The following is a 20,826-nucleotide window of genomic DNA, read 5'->3' as shown; positions in this document are numbered from 1 at the left end:
AAGCATAAAGAAGACCTGCTAATGGACCGCAGGTCTTCTTTAATATTCCTTAAATATTGTTATCCGCCAAGCTTGGACATCAAATCTCGTAGTGCCGCACCGCGATGGCTGATCGCTTGCTTCTGATCCATGCTGAGCTCGGCCATCGTCTTCTCATAGCTTGGAAGATAGAAGAGCGGATCATAGCCGAACCCGCCGCAGCCGGCAGTCTCTGAAGTAATGAAACCCTCAACTGTACCATAGGCTTCCAGCTTCTCTTCCGTTGCCGGATCATACAGCACGAGTGAACAGACAAACCGGGCCGGGCTTAGGAGCGGCTGCTCTGTATCCTCTCCCAGCTTGCGTGATTCAAGCTCACTTAGCAGCTTCTCATTGTTCTCCCCGTCCGCAGCACCTTCGCCAGCATAACGCGCCGAATATACACCGGGAGCGCCATCCAGAAGATCAACACATAATCCGGAATCATCGGCGAGAACCGGCAGGCCAAGGGCATCGCCTACGGTTTTCGCTTTTTTCCAAGCATTCTCAGCAAAAGTCGTGCCATCCTCCACCACATCAGGTACGTTAGGGTAATCGTACATACTCTTTACCTCTTTGCCTATCCGGGCAAAAGCATGTGCAAACTCACGTACTTTTCCTTTGTTTTTTGTGGCGACGATAATGACTGGGCTGTCCAAATTGTTCATGTTGTCGATTAAGCCTCCCCAATCTTACGCGAGCCTATCTTAAGTGCAATCGGTCCCAGCACTTCCTTCTGCTTCTCGATCATCTGAAGAATACCATGCTCGCCAAGGCTAAGCAGTTCGTCCAGCTCCTTGCGGCTGAATGGTCTGTCTTCCCCCGTTCCTTGCAGCTCAACGAATTCTCCGCTTCCTGTCATGACAATATTCATGTCCACTTTGGCTTTGGAGTCTTCTTCATAATTAAGGTCAAGGAGTGCCTTGTCCTGAACAACACCGACACTGACAGAAGCCAGAAAATCAGCGATAGGGAACACCGGCAGCCGGTGCTGCTGTGCTATTTTGTCAATCGCAATCGCCATTGCGACAAATGAACCGGTAATTGAGGTTGTACGGGTTCCTCCATCTGCCTGAATGACATCGCAGTCCAAAGTAATCGTACGCTCTCCAAGCGCATGCAGGTCAACGACGGATCTTAATGCGCGTCCAATGAGGCGCTGAATTTCCATCGTACGTCCACTTAGTTTACCGCGAGCTGCCTCGCGTTGATTCCGAGTCTGTGTTGCTCTAGGAAGCATGGAGTACTCGGCAGTTACCCAGCCCTTGCCTTGTCCTTTCATGAAATGGGGCACCTTCTCGTCTACTGTTGCTGTACATATGACTTTGGTATCTCCTACTTCTATGAATACGGAGCCTTCCGCAAATTTGTTGGTACCCACTGTCATTGTGATCGGTCGCAGCTGTTCGCTGGTACGTCCGTTAGATCTCATGATATTGCCTCCTACGTCTTAAGCGTCCTGTATTAGTCCTTATCATTCTACCAAAATGCTTTTGTAAAAGCACCCTTTACAGATGCAATGCCTTAGATACCAATCTCATTAATATATTCCGGTTTCGCCACAGGCTCGCCATAGTTCTGTTTATCAGTACCTATCACCGTCTGCTGATCATTAAACGTAATTTGCACCTTCGTATCAGCGATGCCTGAATTATCCGCCACCGTTAGAACAACAGATTGAAGCAGCTCCGTCGGGATCGGATCGCCTTCTGCAAATATCTCGTCTTTCAGCGCTACCGAAACTGTGCCATCCTCGCCGGTGACTACCGACTCCAGCAATGTTGCCGTGGTCAGTACCATCTCGAGTCCTTCACTCTCAGGTCCTTTGATCAGTTCCGACAATGCGGACTCCACACGATTCGTGCTTGGCTCAACCAGTCTCGTGACCGGTACATAATACTGTTCTCCTACAGGGGATTCATCGGAGAAGTATACTGTTACCGGGCTGGAATTTGTGCTCAAATGATTACCCAGATCCAGATTGATGCCTATTCCCCGGGTGAGCGATTGAGCAATCGGCGTCCCATTCACCGGCATTTCATTCAGTTTTTTGCCATCTACCCATAGCTGTACGTTCTGAATATCCGGATTTCCGGTAAGCGTCCAGGTCACGGCCTCCATAATTTGACGCTCTTCCTCTGGAGTGTATTCAGTGAATTTTGAATTGAATTCAACAACGGCCAGCTTCTCCTCCGGAGTAACCGTCACATCCATCACTTCCGTTCCTTGTGGCAGCACTCCCGTAAAACCTTCAGGCATGTATCCCGAATAAGCACCGCCTAAGACGAGTGCTGCAAGTGAGGATTCCACAAAAGTAAGATCAGGGAGAGCCGGAAGTGACATTGAAACAGGAGCGAGAAGTCCATTCTGATCTTTCAGATATACTGTCATCTGTTCCGTCTTAACCATCTCTCCGTTGCCTTCTGCAGCCTGAATCATGGCGGATTCAAGAATAGGCGGGGGAGCATCAACACTTTCGGATGTCTGAGAAGAGAAGATACTGCATCCGGTGAGCAGCACAGGAACGGTGAGCAGCCCTGCTGCAGATATCATTTTTACCTTGCGATGGAAACGGCTCATGTGATAAGTCCTCCTAACAATTTTGTACAGTTTGTACTACTATGTATACGAGCTCTAACAGAAAAAAATAACTAGCAGTAAAATGAATTCATATTTATTAAGTGAATAGTTTTTATCGCACGCAGGGAATATGGGTCACCCATTTTGTTCATAGTCCTCTGGAATCAAAAAGTCAAAAATCGGTTAAATAATTTAACATTCACGGTTTGTATTCGGAACAGTCGGAGAAACTGAAACTGCGGGTTTGAGATTTTGCTTATAAGGTCTTACTAAATTGACATGAAGAGGAGCGGTTTGATACCAATGGAGAAAATTCCTTACAGCCTGAACAGCCGAAAAGTAGCCGAGGCCACCTGGGAGTGGCTCGAAAAAAGAGGAGTTAAAACTTCGGAAATTGCAGAGCTGGTTATGCTGCTGCAGAAGGACTATTATCCGGATCTAACGATGGAGGAATGCGTACATAATGTGGAGCAGGTGCTCAGTAAACGCGAGGTCCAGAATGCGGTCCTTACCGGCATTCAGCTTGACCTGTTAGCCGAGGAGGGCAAGCTTATTCAGCCTCTGCAGGATATGATCCGATACGATGAAGGCTTATACGGGGTCGATGAGATTCTGGCTTTCTCTATCGTCAATGTATATGGAAGCATCGGCTTTACGAATTATGGATATGTGGACAAATCGAAGCCTGGAGTTCTCGTGCGTCTGAACGATAAATCGGATCAGCATATTCACACTTTCCTAGATGACATTGTCGGTGCAGTCGCTGCAGCGGCCAGCAGCCGGATCGCCCATCGCAAACAGGCTGAGCGCGAAGCTGAGCTTGGAGATGAGCCTGTAAAGGATGCTGCCGAAGAGGAATTGTAAAAAGAGCACACGGAAGCTATATGAACAAAAAGGTACCGTTCATCTCGTGAACGGTACCTTTTTGTTGACGTGTACATTCCGAATGAATTAGAAGAATCCTATTCAAGTGAATCCGGAGTACGCGCTTAGCTTCGAGTAAATTTCATCATCTTTTCTTCTGACTCTGACAGCTCCATTACAGCCCTGCCCAGCCGTACCAACTCATCCAAATGCGCCAGTGTCTCTGCCATAGCAAATCGCATTTGATGAATACCGAATTTCGTCCCGAACAGCTTCACACATACCTCAAAAGCCGTCTTGCTCCCCTCCTGCAGCATCCCTTCAATCTCATCAAGACGTTCCTCATGATGCTTCAGCAGTCCCTGAATCCTACTCTCAAAACCAGTGAAAGGGTGTCGATGTCCCGCAAAGGCTCTGTTCACCTGAAGTCCAGACAGCTGATGCAATCCCTCTATAAAAATACGCAAAGGCTGTTCATCACTCCCCGGCAGCAGACTTACATTCGGTGAGATTTGGGGAAGAACTGCGTCTCCACACAGGATGACTCCTGTGCTCTCTTCATAAAAAGACAGATGACCCGGGGCATGTCCACCTGTTTCAATAACAGAGAAGTGCCTTCCAGCCATTTCAAATCGGTTATCTTCTATATAACTAACACTTGGCGCAGGCAGCACCTCGCTATCAAAGCTCTCTAGATGAGGTCTCAGCTGCTGCGCCCACTCCTCTGTCATGCCATGTGTTCTAAAAAAATCAGGCAGCCGGTCGTTGATATCAGCAGCTTCTCCCCACATATACTGTGCTTCTGCATGTGCCCTCTTAGACATCCATACGCTTGCACCACTCCGCTCCTGCATCCAGCCCGAAAGACCATAGTGATCAGGATGATGGTGAGTCAGTACAATTTGTTTAATATCGGATTCCGGACGAATTGAGAGCTCGGACCAAACCTTGTCCCACTCCGCTTCTGTTACAGGGGAACGCGGCCCCGGATCAACTACCGTAATTCCGTCATCGCCTCGAATTATGTAGCTGTTCACCCACCTAAGCGGGAATGACATCGTGATCTTGACCTGTATAATTCCTTCTTGTTCGTGATGTGTCCATTCCGGCAGTTTCATGAATGGCCTCCTTCCTAATGGCGTCATTCTAAAGGATACTCCATAATCGACCTGTTTGAACATGGTTGAAATCATGATTTATAATGACTTAATACAGATTAATAATGAGTACACCCTTAATTAAGGAGGGATTCCGATGATTAACATTGGTCTGACCGGCTGGGGAGACCATGACGACTTATATTTGCCCGGTACGAAACCGAAGGGCAAGCTGATCGAATACAGTACCCATTTTCCCGTTGTAGAAGTCGACAGCTCCTTCTATGCGGTTCAGCCGGCGGAGAGAATGGCAAGATGGGCAGAGGAAACACCCGACGATTTCTCCTTCATTGTCAAAGCATATCAAGGCATGACCGGCCACCTGCGCGGTAAACCGTATTTTCCCGATACGGACAGCATGTATGCCGCTTTTCTGGAGTCTCTCGCGCCCATGATCGAGAAAGGTAAGATGAAAGCGGTATTGTTCCAGTTCCCTCCATGGTTCGATTGTACTCGAGAGAACGTGGGTACGCTTCGCAGTATCAAGCAGCGCATGCAGCATATTCCTTGCGCACTTGAATTCAGACACCGCAGCTGGTTTGAAGGTGAGATAATGCATAGAACGCTTGCCTTTATGAAAAAGGAAGGCTGGATCCACAGCATCTGCGACGAGCCCAATGCAGGGCAGGGTTCCATCCCGATCATACTGAGCGCTACAGATGCAGATCTCAGCATCGTTCGGTTCCATGGGCGGAACGCTTCTGGCTGGCATCAGAGCGGGGCCCCTAATTGGCGAGAGGTAAGATATCTCTACCGATACAATGAGGAGGAGCTCTCTGAATGGAAGAAACGACTGGATCAACTAACAGAGCAAAGCCAGGAGATCTGCGTTGTCTTCAATAACAACTCCGGCGGAGATGCCGCTGCAAATGCTAAGCAATTGATGACGATGCTCGGTATGGCACCGCAGCCGCTGGCTTCTGAAGTTATGCGGAAGAAGCAGGACGAAGAGCCGGAGCAGCTGGAGTTATTTTGATCGGGGCGTGGCTGGTTTATCGAATACAATGCAAATAAAGCCTTTCTTCCGTTACGAAGAGAAGGCTTTTTTGTATGCACAATAGTGTCTTAGTTCACTTAGTGATGGCCTGATACCGCAAAAGCATCTGTATCTGCACTCTCCCTAAGGGCCACCTGCATTCTTAATACTTCCACCCCTGCGAGCAGCACAATGCCGATTCCGTGAGTATCATTCAGGTTCCATCCGAGATCATCCTTGTAGTATGAAGCGGTAAAGGAATATCCTGACCCTCTGCAGACCCCATATATATTCCCTTTGCAGTCAATAGCGATCCGGGTGAGACCTTCCCAGCCCCTTAACACGGAATCCACATACTTGCCCGTATCCTCCAGCCAGCCAAAACGCACGCCTTTGGCATAAGCGTATATAAACATCGAAGTGCAGGAGCTCTCTTCATAGCTGTCCGGGCGATTCAGTACCTGATGCCATAGGCCGTTCTCTCCTTGCAGCGCAAGGTATCCTTCACATAAATCACGGTAGAAGCCAAGCAGCTCAGGTCGCTTCTCATGCGTATCCGGCAGCATCGTCAGCAGCTCTGTCAGTGAAAACAGCACCCAGCCATTGCCTCTTCCCCATGGAATGCCTGTTGCGCTTCCTCTGACAAAATCATACACATGCGACATGATCTTTTGTTCTGGAATATAGAGATATTGCTTGAACAGCAGAAACTGCTGGATTGCATCCTCCAGATAAGTGCTGTCACCGGTCAGTTTCGCATAACGAGTCAGAAACGGAGTGCTCATATAAAGATCATCACACCACATCGTCTCCTGTCTCATCTCTGCCGCTCCTCTTCTTCGGAAAAAAGCTCCGTCTGGAAGACGCTCCTGATCTTCCCTCATGTACTTGGCAATCCGATCCGCAGTGTCCCTGCCGCCCGGAATAGAAGCCTGCTCCATTGCAAACAGCATCGTTGCTCCAAAGGATCCGCAGTCATCCAGACTATCTATAGCGGACAGCTGATTGTTAATTCCTGCTGCCCCATAAGTCTCTCTGTCCCATAATCCATACTTATCAAAGGATGTGCTGAGCGAAATATGCTCCACAGCATAGCGGACATACGCTTCCTCGCCCAGCTCAGTCCCGGTCTGCATTAAGCCGAGCAGTGTCACACCCAGTGGATAATTCCATTTTCCGTAATGTGTGCTCTCCAGATAAGGTCTAATGACTGTATTCGGAAGATCAATCCGATAGTATACACCTCTAGAATCGTCTCCATGGATTCGGTGGACTTCTTGAACGGTGCTCAGCTGCGGTTCGTTAGAAGGATCGAAAGGCCCTAAATACAGCCATGAATCCTGGCTGCCTGCCACCGAATAAGGCGAATTCCAGCTTACCCCGCTGTTACGTCCGAAGTCCTTGAGCTCGAATCCCCACCTTGCAGCCGCTTCCTCTGTATTGGTTCCTTTTGCGATTAGCTGATGGGCTCCGAATATCCGTGGAAGCCTCAGATCAATCTCACCAGAAGTACTTGAAGCATAGACTTCTTCACCATCGACATACAGCGATAGTGCTCCATCATGACGCCCCTTAATCCGAACCGGCTTGCCCTCCGGTTGTTTGACGTAGAAGGTGCTCCATGCATAAGCCGTCTGCGATTGCTCCAGCCCGTAAATTCTGCCAAACACCCCCTGATCGCGCTCCTCCTTCGTCCAGCTTTGGCGAGGATACCAGATGAGATCCGTGTCCTTCTCCTTCATTCCAAGTCTAGGGAGCTCCTGCTCTGGATTCGTAAAAACCTCCGAGTACAGCCATCCCTCCTGATTGTCTCGATCAGCGCTCGGATTAATGAAGTGCAGCGGGAAATTTTTAAAGGATCCCGTACCAAACACACCGCCAAAGCCGACATCGGTCTTCACGAACTGGAGCACAATATCATTCCAGCCATACTGAACCGGAACTGCAAGCGGCCAGCGTCTGTCGGGAAACAGCTCCTGATGAAGATCGGATTTGAAGAACTGCTCCCCATTCACGTATATCGTTACCGGGCTATAGCAGCTCAGGTTCATATTCAGCTTGGTTTCATTCGGATTCTGACTCCACAGCTTCCCCCAAATAAAGGCATAGCTTCCTGACGGTGCATCCGGCAGACGTTCATTCAAATTCATCTCATATCTGTAATCAGGCAGGCGGCGAAAGCCTGCTTCATTATACGCCCTGAACAAGAAGGACTGCTTCGGATTATCACCGATATAGCGCTGCGCAATGGTGGACAACACATCCTCTATAGCATCGTGAGTGCGACTTGCAATGGACTCATTTTCGTGAAAATAACGCATCTTATCCGCTCCTTTATACTGAAATAGAGTAGCTGTATTAGATAAATGCAGGGATCAGTTATAGAACTTGACGAGATCATTAATTTGAACAGGTAGTCCTGTGCGTATGGCTCTATTCGCTGCAATGCCTGTCAGAATGGATCTGGCACCGTCCACATGATTGGCTGCACGATGGAACGGATCTTCTACAGGTTCCCCGAACAGATCATTAAGCAGCACCGGATCTCCACCGCCATGCCCTCCTTCGCCTTCCTCCACCTCGACACGGTAAGGAGCATCAAACATGGGATATACAGTGATGTTGTGTCCCTGCAGGGCGCCTTCGATGGCTCTGTCACCACCGGCATTCACATAAGACTGCTCCACAATGTTCATCTCAATCCGGCCTTTGCTTCCATTAAAGGCAATTCGGTAGCCTTCCCACGGCATATAGGCATTCAAGGAATACGTAAGCACAGCACGGTTCTTGTATTTGACGAGAACTCCCATCGTGTCTTCAATACTGATTCCATCTCCGAACACATTCTGATCACGCTGATAGCCATCCTCGTGCTCCGCATCGAAATACATGGCCTTTAATCCCTCACTTTGATCCAGGTGCAGCGCAAACGGATCTCCCTTGGCATTCGCGTGACCTGTCGCCCTCGGGTAGTCATGACGCTCACCGCGTTTCTCGGCATTTTCCTTACCATAAAAGAGCAGGTCTCCAAAAGCGAACACGGTCTCCGGCTGGGAGCCAATCCAGAAATTAACGAGGTCAAAGTGGTGTGTTGATTTATGTACCAGCAGCCCCCCGCTGTTTCGCTTATCCCGGTGCCACCGGCGGAAGTAGTCAGCCCCATGCTGAGTGTTAAGCAGCCATTCAAAATGCACAGAATGCACATCACCGATCGTTCCGTTCATAATAAGCTCGCGAGCTTTCGTGTGATGAGGAGCATAGCGGTAGTTGAAGGTCACTCTGACGTTTCGTCCCGTCTGCTCCACAGTATCGAGTATCTCCTGGCATTTCTCTTCGTCAACGGTCATCGGCTTCTCCGTAATGACGTCACAGCCAAGCTCCATGGCGCGAATAATGTAACGATGATGTGTCCGGTCAATACTTGTGACGATGACATAATCCGGCTTGTGCACCTCAATCATTTCATCAAACTGATGATCCTTGTAGGTCGGAACCTCATGATATCCGCATTGCTCGGACAATATTTGATTTGCATAATTCATCCGTGTCTGATTCGTATCACAAAATGCCAGCAGCTCCGACTGCTCCCGAAAATCTTTGGCCAGTGCCGTATAGAAAAATCCAGCTCTTCCACCCGTGCCGACAAGTACATACGTTTTTTTGCTCATATCAGGTTCTCTCCTTAAACAGCGATATTGGCTTGCGATAACATTCCTTCACATTCCTGAGACCATGCTCTTCCTGATCGAAATAAGTTCCTTCGAGCAGCCCGATCAGCGTTCCCGTTACACTCACTTCGATTTCATTCTCTCCATCCTTCAGGATGTTGGTGCTTCCTGTCCACTGGTAGGGCGACCACGCTCTGACACCAAGTGAATGACCGTTTACACGGAGCTCGACAACATCCTGAATCCGGAAATCGTCAAAGGTAAGCTCGAATTTATCCGTATTCTGAATGGCTGGTGCTGAATACATAAAGGTACGGCGATAACGCATTGTGCCCGCATAATACGGATAGCCCTCCACAGGCTCCGGCTGGAGAATTCCGGTCTGCTCCGGCAGATCAAGCACAAGCTGTTCACCCACGTAATAAACACCAAAGCTGCCTGAGAGCATTAAAGGATCTAGAAGTCCGTCATCGTCTTTCTCGATTCGAACCTCAACCACAATCTTATTGATGCCTTCGTAGAGGTAAGCGCCTATGTTTGCAGCGATGTTATTGTGATCAGTAATGTTGACAGACATAAACTCGTCCCCTGTAAGCCGTCTTCCATTCACATCAAGGGTGTATTCCCCCGAAATTGCATGCCGGTCAAAGAAGAGAAGACCGTGGCTCAACTTGGTACGGCAATCGAATTCAGCAACATATCTTGCATACAAAGGATAAGCCAGCTGAGCCTGCTTCGGCGTACCGAACACTTGATTGAACCTTATGGGAAGACCTTCGCTGCCCCATTTGGCAACCTGGTCAATGAAGGGTTTGGCCGTAACTTCGGCGCCACGGATATGCACCTTGCCATCCGCATCCATGACGGTCAAAGAGAACTCGCCAAGCCTCAATTTATTCTCCTCGGCGGCCGTAAGCTCCCAGGTCCCAGATAAGGGGATCAATACTTCCTGACAGCATCGATTAGATACCGTTACGGTCTCTGCTGTCTGAATAGCCTCAGGCTTGCAATCGATTAGATAAGCCCGGGCTTCGTAAGGCGCCAGTTCGATAGACCGTTCATACCCGGTCAAACTGTTTGTTTCAGAGTAGAGCGGCGTAAGTGCAGCTGCTGCATTTTCACTTCCCGTCTCCAGTGATATTTGATTCATCGTTATATAGAGCTGGCCTTGTGAGTCATCGCCTTTACCCATTCTCGTCCTGAATTCCTCCGCATCGATCCTCAGGTTTGCGCTTATCGGCTCTCCTTCCTGATTCGTTACAAACAGAAGCGCCTGATGATTAGAAATCCACCGAATCTGCTGCAGCACAGCTAAGGGGTCCTCCTTAATTTCTAAAGCGACGGCTTCAGGGACCCATCGATCAAGCAGTGGCAGCACCTCTCTGGTAAAAGCCTTCTCCAAGCTCTCATCTGTACGGATAAATCGGGCGTTCTCGCCATTCAGCAGTGCTGCTATCTGTTCCTTCGCAGGACTTGCATCCTGTATAATTTCATTCGGAAGTCTACCGATGGATATCACTTTGCCGCCAGCCTGGACATAAGAGGATAGCTTCTGCCATGGTTCTGCCTCCAGATTGTTAAGCGGCGGCAGTATCAGCACATCGTAACAGGCTTCGCCAATACGGATTTTGCCATCGTCCACTGTGCTGCTAGCGAGCAGCTCTGGATCGAGATGATCATAATCCCGGCGGTGCTTAAGCAGAAGCGTGGACAAGGTAAGCCATTCCTGCTTAAGCAGTTCAAGCTCCTCCTTCTCCTCCTCGTCGACACCTGCATAGCTGAATCCATGCAGTGGATTGCCCATTAAGGTCCAGAAGGAGGTTGTCGGATCCAGCACGGCAATTCGAATATCTGCATATCCCTCAGACATCAGATAGCTGATTCGCCCCACATAATCACCCAGCTCTCGAAAATAAGGCCAATACGGGTTCTGTACGAACTGCGATGGAGGAGCATCATGCTTCGCAAGACCGCCAATGGTATAGAAAAAGGCATGAAAATTATAAAAATTCGTACCCAGCGCCGCCATTCGGTCGATCATCCACTTGGCATCCTGCAATGTCATCGACCAGCCCACACTGTGAAAGCACTCAATCATATTTCGTTTTCTCCCCAGCTGTCTTGCGAGAGAGCTGACCATCTTCGGATTATCCCGCATCTTGAGTCCATACCTGTCAAGGATATAGGACAGCGACCTTCCGATCTTCTCGTGCGCCGAGTCTCCGCCAGGGAGATGACTGTACAGCTGTGTCGTCATTCGGACAGACGGAACCTCTGCGGCATACTGTATACCCGTCCTTTCACAGAAATCATGGGCCTGCTTATGCACGGATTGTCTGAGCAGCAGATGGACAGATTGAAAGTAATCGTAGCGGATTCGGGCAGCATCCCTTGCATCTCTGCAAATCAGTGCCGGTAAGTGCTCCAACAGATCATATCCGTTCTGTGATTTAAAAAAAGCAGGCAGCTGCGATGACCAAGGTATGCGGCCCAGCGGCGCAATTTCGTCGGTGAATATCCCTTTGATGACGCCCCCGAACTCTTCTCCCAATTCCGCCTCATACCGTTCATGTGTCAGCTCAATGAATCGTTTCATCGCTTTTTCATTCATGGGATCTACATAATTGCCGTAATATTTAAAATCTCTTATTTCCTCTTCCATGAAGATGAGAATTTCCCATTCTCCCGCAGGAGGGTCCCATTCGAGCTGAAATGCCGTTTCATAGGTGAAGAATCGCTTGCGATTATAGGAGGTAAGCCCCGTCTCCTGGTAAACCTGTTCAAGCTGAACATTTCCGATGGATTTGCGAAGATCGATCGTTTCTTCCCATAACCGATTCCCCTTCTCTCCCAGCCGAATGGCCTTCGCATACAAAATAACAGCCCAAGGCAGCGTCCAAGACACTTTTGACCCGCTAGAGACCTGTTTTGTGTAATGCTCCAGCGTACGCTGCTTCGCCTCCGGCATTTCGAGAGTGACCTCGCCTCCCGCCATTCCGCTGGGATAAGGATACTCATCGTATAGCCACACATGAAGTCCATATTTCTTCGCCTCACTCACTGCAACCTTTACCTTGTCAAACCAAGCCTGTGATAGATAAGGAATGGTCAGCCCCTGTCTTGCGCAGATAAAAAAACCGCCAACGCCTTGCTTCGCCATTTCGGCAATCTGGAATGCGATTTGCTCTTCATCCATCTCCCCATTCCAGAACCAAAAGGGCTGCACTCTGAATTCGTTACCCGGATTCTGGAACGTTTGCGACGCCAACATAAAGCCACCTCCTCAGTAAGGATCTATTTTCGTTCAAATGGTTCATCAACGGAAAAGGAGAGGGGACATCCCGCTCTCCTCATCTATGGATGCTGCTTGTTAATGAAGAGCTCTTACTGTTTAACCTCAGCGTACAGCTTGTTTATTTCCTCGATATATTCCGTGCCTCCGTTTGTCTCCCATAGCTCGAATGCTTCCTGCAGGCCTTGTTCATCAATCTGACCGACTATAAACTTGGTACGGGCATCATTTATGATGTTGTCTAGCTGAGGTCCTTTTTGCGCATACACATCCGAGATCAGAGGCTCGCCCGGGTTAGGGATGACAATCTCTTCATTTGCCTTCTGAATTTCAGCGACCTTCTTGCGGACAGGCGTCTGCTCTACGCTGAGACCCCGCGTTTCCGGAATGAACATCAAGATCTGATTCGTACCGTTCAAATCGCGCAAAATCTGTTTATCCGTACTCGGTACGATATAATCCTCTTTTTTCTCATAGTGCGTACCCTCAATGCCTAAACTCATCAGCATCTGCAGTTCTTCCTCGTTCAGCTTGTCTAGGAAGGTGAGCACTTCCTTCAATTCCTCTTCTGTCTTCACGCCGCTCTTCGAAATAGCGATCATTCCCGAGTATCCGGATGTCGGCAAATCACGGTGCCCTTCAGGTCCAACCATGGCAGGCAGCACGTCGATGGCTCCCGTTGCATTCGGATCCTTCTCGAGCACCTTCTGATCGATCCGCTGGGCGTTGTCGGCTACGTCAACCATGACACCCCCTTTTCCATTGACCATAAGATCAGGCATCTTCAATGCATCCATGACCGCAAAATCTTTGTTGACGAGTCCTTCTTCATATAGCTTGCGGAAAAATTTGAGCGCTTCCAAATATTGTGGTGTCTTGTGAGCAGGAACGAGCTGGCCGTTCTCATCCTCACCCCAGCGATTCGGTGCACCAAACCACACCGACATGATATCCCAAGGACCGTTGAATTTACTTGCGATCAGCCCGTACGTATCCTTCTTCCCATTGCCATCCGGATCATTTTCCGTGAAGGCCTTCATTACGTTGTAGAATTCATCAATGGTCGTCGGCACGCTGAGGCCGAGATTATCCAGCCAATCCTTGCGGATGGTGACCCCGTTACGTCCCAATACACGTGCACGATATATTCCATAAGTCTTCCCATCAATCGAGGCGTTGTTCAGAATAATCTCATTCGCTTGGGACAAGTTCGGATAATCCTTCAGATAAGGACTCAGTTCCCAGAAGGCACCGTTGCGTGCAGCATTGATGAAGCTTGGCGATTTACCGAGAACGACCATGACATCCGGCAGCTTGCCGGAAGCAAGTGTAATGTTGAACTTGTCTTCGTATGAGCTGCTGGGCACCCACTGAAATTCCAGCTCCGTATTCGTCAGCTCCTCCAGCTTCTGAATGACGGGATTATTGGCAGCCGGCGTTTCCGCTTCAAAGTTCGGTACCATAATACCAAGCTGCAGTTTGCCTGCCGCCTCTCCTCCCGATGCACCTGATTGCGCCTGTTCACCATTACCGTCTGGCGAGGACGAGCAACCGGCAAGGATAGCCGCCACAAGGAACGAAGTGCTTAGAACTTTGATGGATTGCTTAACCGACTTCTTGGCTTGTTTCATAAACAGTACCCCCATTTAATCGTTGATTTGGATTAACCTTTGATTGAACCAAGCAGCATGCCTTTGGCAAAGTGCTTTTGAAGGAACGGATAAACCAGCAGAATTGGGATCGTGCCTACGACGATGACCGCCATCTTAATGGATTGCTCCGGAGGCTGAACAAAATTAGGATCCATGTTCGCCATATCTCCGGCCGTGCCCTGCGAGAGCAGCACGATCTGCCTGAGCATGACCTGCAGCGGCCACATGGCACTGTCTGAGAGATATAAGAGCGCCGAGAAGAAGTTATTCCAATGCCCCACCGCATAAAACAACGCAAAAGTAGCAATGACCGGCTTGGATAGGGGAAGAACAATGCGCCAAAATACACCGAGATCTGTACAACCGTCAATTCGTGCCGCCTCTTCCAGTCCTGCAGGAAGCTCTTGGAAGAAGTTCTTGACGACAATCAGGTTAAAAGCGCCAATGGCGCCCGGCAGAATCAAGGACCAGTAGGTATCCAGGAGCCCCAGTTCTCGAATGACCAGATAGGTCGGGATCATCCCTCCCCCGAACAGCATGGAGAAGATGACAAGATTCATGATGACATTCCTTCCCCAAAAATCCTTGCGGGAGAGTGGATACGCCATCGTTAGTGTGAACAGCAGATTAACGAGTGTGCCCACAACCGTAATATATACCGAGTTACCAATGCTCTTAAAAATCGTAGAGGATGAAAAGATGTACTGATACGCACTGAAGGAAATATCATGTGGAATGAGAAAGAAGTTTCGCGCCGTGATTTCGGCTTCCGTAGCAAACGAGTTGCCGATGATATATAGAAACGGAAGCACGGTGACGATCCCGAAGATGCTGAGAATCAGGTAATTGAATACGTCAAAGACTCGTCCGCCCGGCGTATTAAACCTTTTGTCCATCTACTGTCCCTCCTTTGCAAGAGTCATGTTATTGGCAGATATTTTGTCTAGTAGATGCCAGAGTGACCGAATTTCTTGGCAAGTTTATTCGCTCCAAGAATGAGGATAATCCCTACGACCGACTTGAATAATCCAACCGCTGTACTATAACTGAATGCACCCTGAGTAATACCGACCTGGTATACATATGTATCAAACACATCGGCAACATCGCGGTTAAGTGAGTTCGTCATGAGGAAGATTTGCTCAAATCCGGTATCCAGGAAGTTGCCCAGACGAAGAATGAGCAGAATAATAATGACATTTCGAATCGCTGGAAGCGTAATATGCCACATTCTACGAAAGCGTCCAGCACCATCCACAATAGCAGCCTCGTACTGTTCGGTGTCTACGCCTGCGAGCGCAGCTAAGAAAATAATCGTTCCCCAGCCGACCTCCTTCCACAGCATCTGAATGATAATGAGCGGTCTGAAGGCATCCGGATCAGATAGAACATCAATGGGTGTGCCCGTGATCCAGGCGATCAGCTCATACAGAACCCCGCCGTCCGGTGTAAGAAATACATACGTAATACTTGCGATAATAACCATGGATACAAAATGCGGAACATAGACTAGTGTTTGTACGGTTCGTTTAAACCACGATTTTGAAATTTCATTGAGAAGTAAGGCCACAAGAATTGGAGCCGGGAAGAAAAATACGAGATCATACACGGCCAGAATCAGTGTGTTGCGCAGCAGCCTGTAGAAATCAGGATTTTGGAAAAATGTCGTGAAATTTTCGAAGCCGACCCATTCACTTTCCCGGATACCGAGAAAAGGCTGATAGTCCTGGAAGGCAATGACGATTCCCCACATTGGCGCATATTTGAATACTAAGAAGTAAAGAAGTCCAGGCGTGACCAGCAGGTACAACCATTTGTTGCGTTTTAGCTGGGACAACCATCGTTTTCTTGCATTCTTTTTAATGTCCGCCTTGCTAGGGATCTGAGAGCCGTAACCGACGATTCCCGGGATCTGCGAATCATTGTTCATAGACGTCTCCTTTCCATTTTCTTCGCTCATTTTGAAAGCGTTGTCAAAGTGTATGCTCCTTACTTTATCCAACGTTTTGCGTTTCCGCCAACATTCATTTTTTGTTCCGTTCCTCAACTTCGGCAGAAATGAACGTCATTACAGCGTTTTGAGATGCTTATAAAATAGGGTATTTCTGTGCTATTGAACTTTTTTGCCTGAATTACTTTTTTTGTAAATAAGGTGAAAGCTTGTGCATCCATTCATTTAGAATTGATTCACCTCCATAAAAAAGCTCTACTTAATCCACCGAATATTCCATGAGGACAAGTAGAGGCTGTCTTTTCTTCAGCACAATGCTATTGATGCCATTGATCGCGATATTGACCCGGCGTCATTCCTTCCTGCTTCTTAAATATCCGGTTAAAGTAGCTGTGCTGATAACCAACTCGATCCGCGATATCATTCATTTTCAAATCCGTTTCTCTCAGCAATTCCTTCGCTGCCTCTATCCGTTTGTAGGTCACGTAATCTATAAAATTGATTCCTGCTACCTGTTTGAAAGCTTTGCTGAGCGCATAAGGAGTCATTCCTTCTTGATCTGCACAGCTCTCCAGCGATATGTCTGTCATGTACTGCTCGTCGATACGCTGCATCGTCCGGTCAATTACGGGCTTAAGCCCGGCATGAGATCTCTCTTCCATGTAACGGATATAAGGTAGAAATACTTCTTGTCTCATCCACTTCCCGATCTGAACCCGTTCCTTCAGGGATGCAATCTCTTCATACAGGTTTCTTCCCTTGAACAGCTGATGAGAGGGGACTCCGGATTGAAGCATCATGTGCAGCAGGCTCGCCAGCAGCTGAAGCATCGTTTGCTGTAATTGGTACTCGGTCGTATGCTGCTTAATGGCCTCCTCCATAAATTGTGACAATAAACGATCCGCCTCTTCCGTCTTGCCTGTACGCACTGCCTGGACGATATCGCGTTCAAGGAGGAATGGATAGCTTGCCTCTTCTATTTTTCGGAACTGCATTTCTTCATCCAGATCCAGAAGCTGATTCAAATCCTCAATGCTTCTGAACGCTTCTGCCTGCTCGAGTTCCAGAAATAGTGCCGGAAGCTCGGATACCGGGCCCGCTGGCCTGCTGATCAAGATCGTTACGTTCATCTTCATGATTCGGTTGATCACCAGCATCAGCTCTTCTCCCCACACGAGAGCCGCGGACTTCAGGGACTCCCCGTCTGTACCCGTCAGGAGCACAGCGGCCGATAGATCATGAAAATTCAGGACTGCTGCCTGTTCAAACCGCTGTGCGGCAAACTCTTCGATAATATTCACAGCTGCAAAAGTAACAAGTCCTGTGTCCTGCTCGTTAAAACGACCGTTTAGATTTGAATAGCCTGTCAGCCTCAGCTTCACCAGCAAGAATTGACGGTCCTCCACCTTAAATCCGAGATCCGACATCTGCTCGATGAGATATGCTTCCGAGTGGGATGATAGATGCCCTTGAATCAGCTGCATAACGAAGCTTCCGCGGAGCATGGGCAGCCGATCATCCAGCTTACGTCTTGCTCTGCTTCTTTCCGTGAGAAGATCGTTCCAGTAGGTTTCAAGTAATTCGAACTCGTCATGATGCAGCAAAGTTCCTTGAAGGGGATCTTTTTCGTTCGTTCCGAGTACCCCAAGCAGACGCTCAATAGGTGAATAAATGCGCCTTGAGGCCAGCCAGGATAATAGGATGGCAATAAGTAAACCTGCCGCACTGACCATTACAATGAATTTGGATACCGACAATAAAGGTGCTGTAATATCCGTTATCGGAGCAGCCGATACATATACCCAGTCAGAGTCAATGCGACTCAGCTTTCCATAGGACACCGAATACGTTGTATTCTCAAATGTATACAAAAAAGAACCGTTATTTCGCTCCAGATCAACCTGCTGCCTAATCTGCTCGTTCAGCTCACCGGAGGAGGCCCCATTGTGATCACCACTGGACACCAGCACCTCTCCGCTCTTATCCAGCAAAAAGGTCGAGCCCTGATCATATGGAGTAAGCGTTTTCATTAGATTTCTAACTTTGTCATTGTCGAGTGTTACGATGAGGGCTCCGAACGGTGCAGTACTGCTGCCAGGAATTTTATGCACCAGTACGAGCGCTTCGCTTGAGTCTGTATGCAAGAGTTCTTCTGCGGTGTTCACCTCACCGTCCGGCAGCAGCTGCCCTGGAAGCCTGTCTGTCCAGTACACCTGATTGCCGTCAGTTAAATATTGGTGATAAGAACGAATCATGCGTTCATCAGCCAGCTCTCCATATGAGCGGTTAAACAAAATTGACTGCGGCTCATTCAAATAGAGCTGTACCTTATCGATCAGCGGATGCGACCCTTGCAGTACATTCAAGGTTGTAACGATATCCTCTGTCTGATCAAAATGATAGACGTAATCCATATTCCTCAGCTCTTCGCCGAATCGAGGCTCAAATGCCCAGTGGGATAGTCCAAGCTCCATATACGAGAATTGATCGGCCATATTCAACGCACGATTGTTAATCTGATTCTGATGCAGACGGCCGAACTCCTCCTCCATCTGAGAGACAACCAGCCAGTAGATCACGATTCCTGTTATCAATCCCGGTATGCTCGCGATGAGCAGAATCGTGATAAGGTTCTTCCGATAGTACCTGCCTTTGAAAGGCCGCTTCTTCTCACTAGGTAGTGGATCGTATTCTTTCTCTCTCGACAACACTTGCTGCGGATTCATGAATCGCTCACCTGCCCGTTTCCTATGAAGTTTACAATTTCATAACTCATTAAAAAGGTGAATTTGAAGCTATATATACTTTTGATTAAAGCAGCGAAAGGTATTATGAAATTGATTCTACTATTTTATAAATTGATTTATAGTTTTATAAATTTTTTTGAATATTCTCTGTTTGCATTCGCTATCCCCCATTCATTTCCTGCTAGCGCGGCTGAATTCCATGTTTCTTCCGGGTACAATTTCGTATTCTGCCGAAAAGAGTGTAAAATAATAGGGCAAAGCAATATCATTGCTGCTGTTTAGGATTAAAATCAAGGAGGATGAATTCAGAATGGGCATTGATTATAAAGCTTATTTTGCTGAACATCGTGAGACACATCTGAACGAATTAAAGGAATGGCTTACGATTCCAAGTATTTCTGCTCTGTCCGAGCATAAAGGAGATGTCCTGAAGGCTGCCGAATGGGTAGCTGACAAGCTGAAGGCAGCGGGTCTTGAGCATGTAGAGATTCACTCTACGGAGGGTCATCCTATTGTTACTGCAGACTATCTTCATGCAGAAGGGAAGCCAACACTATTGATCTATGGCCATTACGATGTGCAGCCGGTAGATCCGCTCCATCTGTGGCAGACACCGCCGTTTGAACCAGATATTCGGGACGGTAAACTATATGCTCGCGGAGCTACAGATGACAAAGGTCAATTATTCCTGCATGTGAAGGCTGTAGAGGCGATTTTGAAGCAGGAAAAGGAACTGCCTGTAAACATTAAATTCTGTATTGAAGGCGAAGAAGAAATTTCGAGTCCGAATCTCCCGCTATACCTGGCAGACCATACAGACAAGCTTGCTGCTGATGCGATCCTGATCTCTGACACTTCGCTGCTGGCTCCAGGCAAACCTGCAATCTCTACAGGACTGCGCGGTCTTTGCTCCATGGAATTGTCACTTCATACGGCGAATACCGATTTGCATTCAGGATCATATGGCGGGGGCGTTCCCAATGCACTCCATGCCATGGTGTCACTGCTTGCTTCTCTGCATGATGCACAAGGCCGTGTCTCTGTGGATGGGTTCTATGAGGGCGTACAAGAGTTAAGCTCTGAAATGCGCGAAGAATTTGCCAAGCAGAATTTTGATGAGGATCAGCTGAAAAAGGATCTGGGGCTTGATACTCTGTTTGGCGAAGAGGGCTTCTCCTTCGTAGAACGCGTAGGCGCACGTCCAACCTTGGAGCTGAACGGTGTATGGGGCGGCTTCCAAGGTGAAGGCAGCAAGACAGTTATTCCGAAGGAAGCCCATGCCAAGATCACGTGCAGACTCGTCGCAGACCAAGACCCTCAGAAGGTGCTAAATGCGATCGAAGCTCACCTCAAGGCACATACACCTGTTGGAGCACAGCTCTCCTTCACTCCCAAGGAAAAAGCATTTGCCTTTAACATTGATCCAAGCCATCCTTTCCTGCAAAAAGCAGCGGATGCCTTCGAGAACGTGTATGGTACACGCGCTCTATTCACAAAAGACGGCGGCTCCATTCCGATCGTAGAAAAGCTGTCCCGTACACTCAACGCTCCCGCAGTTATGATGGGCTTCGGCCTGCCGGATGAGAACCTCCATGCACCGAATGAGCATTTTAATCTGGAGAACTTTGACAAAGGCTTGCTGACGATTGTGGATTATTTGAAGCAGGTATAAGCGGAGTTACATAGGGAATTGAGAGTGTTGCTGTGGAGATGGAAGGGCGTATTGGATGCGTTGCTTCGTAGATAGAATGGCTCGATTGGCTCGCTCCGTAGACGGATTGGGTTCCGATCGTTGTTGCCGGCAGACTTCTTGATCTTACTGTGATTACACGGTTGAAGTCTGCCGGCAAAGACGAACGCTCCGCTTCTTCACTCCAATTCCGTCCCCTTCGCTCTTCTGCTTCGCCTTGATGTTCAAGTG

The 20,826-nt window shown here is 48.4% G+C and carries 14 protein-coding genes; 3 read left to right on the top strand and 11 right to left on the bottom strand.

From position 1 onward, the window contains the following. Positions 1–59 precede the first annotated feature (59 nt). The 3 genes from ACFQ3J_RS22670 to ACFQ3J_RS22660 all read right to left on the bottom strand — a co-directional run bounded on the left by ACFQ3J_RS22670 (position 60) and on the right by ACFQ3J_RS22660 (position 2,598). On the bottom strand, positions 60–686 hold the full coding sequence (locus ACFQ3J_RS22670) for an XTP/dITP diphosphatase (RefSeq protein ID WP_091161008.1): 627 nt from the start codon (positions 684–686) through the stop codon (positions 60–62). Between the two features lie 8 nt (positions 687–694). After that, on the bottom strand, positions 695–1,450 hold the full coding sequence (gene rph, locus ACFQ3J_RS22665) for a ribonuclease PH (RefSeq protein WP_091161009.1): 756 nt from the start codon (positions 1,448–1,450) through the stop codon (positions 695–697). Between the two features lie 92 nt (positions 1,451–1,542). Then, on the bottom strand, positions 1,543–2,598 hold the full coding sequence (locus tag ACFQ3J_RS22660; protein WP_251584141.1) for a GerMN domain-containing protein: 1,056 nt from the start codon (positions 2,596–2,598) through the stop codon (positions 1,543–1,545). Between the two features lie 303 nt (positions 2,599–2,901). Between ACFQ3J_RS22660 and ACFQ3J_RS22655 the strand changes: the two genes are divergently transcribed. Next, a complete protein-coding gene (locus ACFQ3J_RS22655) occupies positions 2,902–3,462 on the top strand; it encodes a phosphatidylglycerophosphatase A family protein (RefSeq protein ID WP_285850299.1) in 561 nt (186 codons plus the stop codon). Between the two features lie 125 nt (positions 3,463–3,587). On the opposite strand, the gene ACFQ3J_RS22650 is transcribed toward ACFQ3J_RS22655, so the two are convergent. Next, positions 3,588–4,580, bottom strand: coding sequence for an MBL fold metallo-hydrolase (locus tag ACFQ3J_RS22650; RefSeq protein ID WP_091161014.1), 993 nt, complete (start codon positions 4,578–4,580; stop codon positions 3,588–3,590). Between the two features lie 136 nt (positions 4,581–4,716). On the opposite strand from ACFQ3J_RS22650, the gene ACFQ3J_RS22645 reads away from it, so the two are divergent. After that, positions 4,717–5,595: a DUF72 domain-containing protein gene (locus tag ACFQ3J_RS22645; protein ID WP_091161016.1), complete on the top strand. Its 879-nt coding sequence runs from the start codon at positions 4,717–4,719 to the stop codon at positions 5,593–5,595. Between the two features lie 98 nt (positions 5,596–5,693). Here the strand turns inward: ACFQ3J_RS22645 and ACFQ3J_RS22640 are convergent, their stop codons facing one another. From ACFQ3J_RS22640 to ACFQ3J_RS22610, 7 genes are all read right to left on the bottom strand, one after another. After that, positions 5,694–7,916, bottom strand: a complete 2,223-nt coding sequence (locus tag ACFQ3J_RS22640; protein WP_091161017.1) for a glycoside hydrolase family 88/105 protein — start codon at positions 7,914–7,916, stop codon at positions 5,694–5,696. 54 nt (positions 7,917–7,970) lie between these two features. Beyond that, the gene (locus ACFQ3J_RS22635) at positions 7,971–9,263 is read right to left on the bottom strand and encodes a Gfo/Idh/MocA family protein (RefSeq protein ID WP_091161019.1); all 1,293 of its coding nucleotides are present in this window, start codon (positions 9,261–9,263) and stop codon (positions 7,971–7,973) included. A 1-nt stretch (position 9,264) separates the two neighbouring features. Beyond that, the gene (locus tag ACFQ3J_RS22630) at positions 9,265–12,534 is read right to left on the bottom strand and encodes a glycosyl hydrolase (protein WP_091161021.1); all 3,270 of its coding nucleotides are present in this window, start codon (positions 12,532–12,534) and stop codon (positions 9,265–9,267) included. A gap of 113 nt (positions 12,535–12,647) precedes the next feature. Further along, positions 12,648–14,186 (bottom strand): extracellular solute-binding protein, encoded by a 1,539-nt coding sequence (locus ACFQ3J_RS22625; RefSeq protein ID WP_091161023.1) that lies wholly within the window; start codon positions 14,184–14,186, stop codon positions 12,648–12,650. A 32-nt stretch (positions 14,187–14,218) separates the two neighbouring features. Continuing rightward, entirely contained in the window at positions 14,219–15,103 is an 885-nt protein-coding gene (locus ACFQ3J_RS22620; protein ID WP_047914474.1) for a carbohydrate ABC transporter permease, read from the bottom strand. A 47-nt stretch (positions 15,104–15,150) separates the two neighbouring features. Next, positions 15,151–16,137, bottom strand: coding sequence for an ABC transporter permease (locus ACFQ3J_RS22615; RefSeq protein WP_091161024.1), 987 nt, complete (start codon positions 16,135–16,137; stop codon positions 15,151–15,153). A gap of 338 nt (positions 16,138–16,475) precedes the next feature. Further along, a complete protein-coding gene (locus tag ACFQ3J_RS22610) occupies positions 16,476–18,884 on the bottom strand; it encodes an AraC family transcriptional regulator (RefSeq protein ID WP_091161026.1) in 2,409 nt (802 codons plus the stop codon). A gap of 331 nt (positions 18,885–19,215) precedes the next feature. On the opposite strand from ACFQ3J_RS22610, the gene ACFQ3J_RS22605 reads away from it, so the two are divergent. Further along, positions 19,216–20,577 (top strand): dipeptidase, encoded by a 1,362-nt coding sequence (locus ACFQ3J_RS22605; RefSeq protein WP_091161029.1) that lies wholly within the window; start codon positions 19,216–19,218, stop codon positions 20,575–20,577. Positions 20,578–20,826: the final 249 nt, after the last annotated feature.

This window comes from Paenibacillus provencensis (genome assembly GCF_042678545.1).
GTDB lineage: Bacteria > Bacillota > Bacilli > Paenibacillales > Paenibacillaceae > Paenibacillus > Paenibacillus provencensis.
Note: the sequence above shows the minus strand (reverse complement) of the source record. Positions and strands in the feature narration are given on the sequence as shown.

Excerpts from the sequence above, each read along its gene's own strand:
- ACFQ3J_RS22630 (WP_091161021.1), bottom strand. The coding sequence starts at position 12,534 with ATGTTGGCGTCGCAAACGTTCCAGAATCCGGGTAACGAATTCAGAGTG.
- ACFQ3J_RS22605 (WP_091161029.1), top strand. The coding sequence starts at position 19,216 with ATGGGCATTGATTATAAAGCTTATTTTGCTGAACATCGTGAGACACAT.
- ACFQ3J_RS22615 (WP_091161024.1), bottom strand. The coding sequence starts at position 16,137 with ATGAACAATGATTCGCAGATCCCGGGAATCGTCGGTTACGGCTCTCAG.
- ACFQ3J_RS22645 (WP_091161016.1), top strand. The coding sequence starts at position 4,717 with ATGATTAACATTGGTCTGACCGGCTGGGGAGACCATGACGACTTATAT.
- rph (WP_091161009.1), bottom strand. The coding sequence starts at position 1,450 with ATGAGATCTAACGGACGTACCAGCGAACAGCTGCGACCGATCACAATG.
- ACFQ3J_RS22640 (WP_091161017.1), bottom strand. The coding sequence starts at position 7,916 with ATGCGTTATTTTCACGAAAATGAGTCCATTGCAAGTCGCACTCACGAT.
- ACFQ3J_RS22610 (WP_091161026.1), bottom strand. The coding sequence starts at position 18,884 with ATGAATCCGCAGCAAGTGTTGTCGAGAGAGAAAGAATACGATCCACTA.
- ACFQ3J_RS22655 (WP_285850299.1), top strand. The coding sequence starts at position 2,902 with ATGGAGAAAATTCCTTACAGCCTGAACAGCCGAAAAGTAGCCGAGGCC.
- ACFQ3J_RS22625 (WP_091161023.1), bottom strand. The coding sequence starts at position 14,186 with ATGAAACAAGCCAAGAAGTCGGTTAAGCAATCCATCAAAGTTCTAAGC.
- ACFQ3J_RS22650 (WP_091161014.1), bottom strand. The coding sequence starts at position 4,580 with ATGAAACTGCCGGAATGGACACATCACGAACAAGAAGGAATTATACAG.
- ACFQ3J_RS22660 (WP_251584141.1), bottom strand. The coding sequence starts at position 2,598 with ATGAGCCGTTTCCATCGCAAGGTAAAAATGATATCTGCAGCAGGGCTG.
- ACFQ3J_RS22635 (WP_091161019.1), bottom strand. The coding sequence starts at position 9,263 with ATGAGCAAAAAAACGTATGTACTTGTCGGCACGGGTGGAAGAGCTGGA.
- ACFQ3J_RS22670 (WP_091161008.1), bottom strand. The coding sequence starts at position 686 with ATGAACAATTTGGACAGCCCAGTCATTATCGTCGCCACAAAAAACAAA.
- ACFQ3J_RS22620 (WP_047914474.1), bottom strand. The coding sequence starts at position 15,103 with ATGGACAAAAGGTTTAATACGCCGGGCGGACGAGTCTTTGACGTATTC.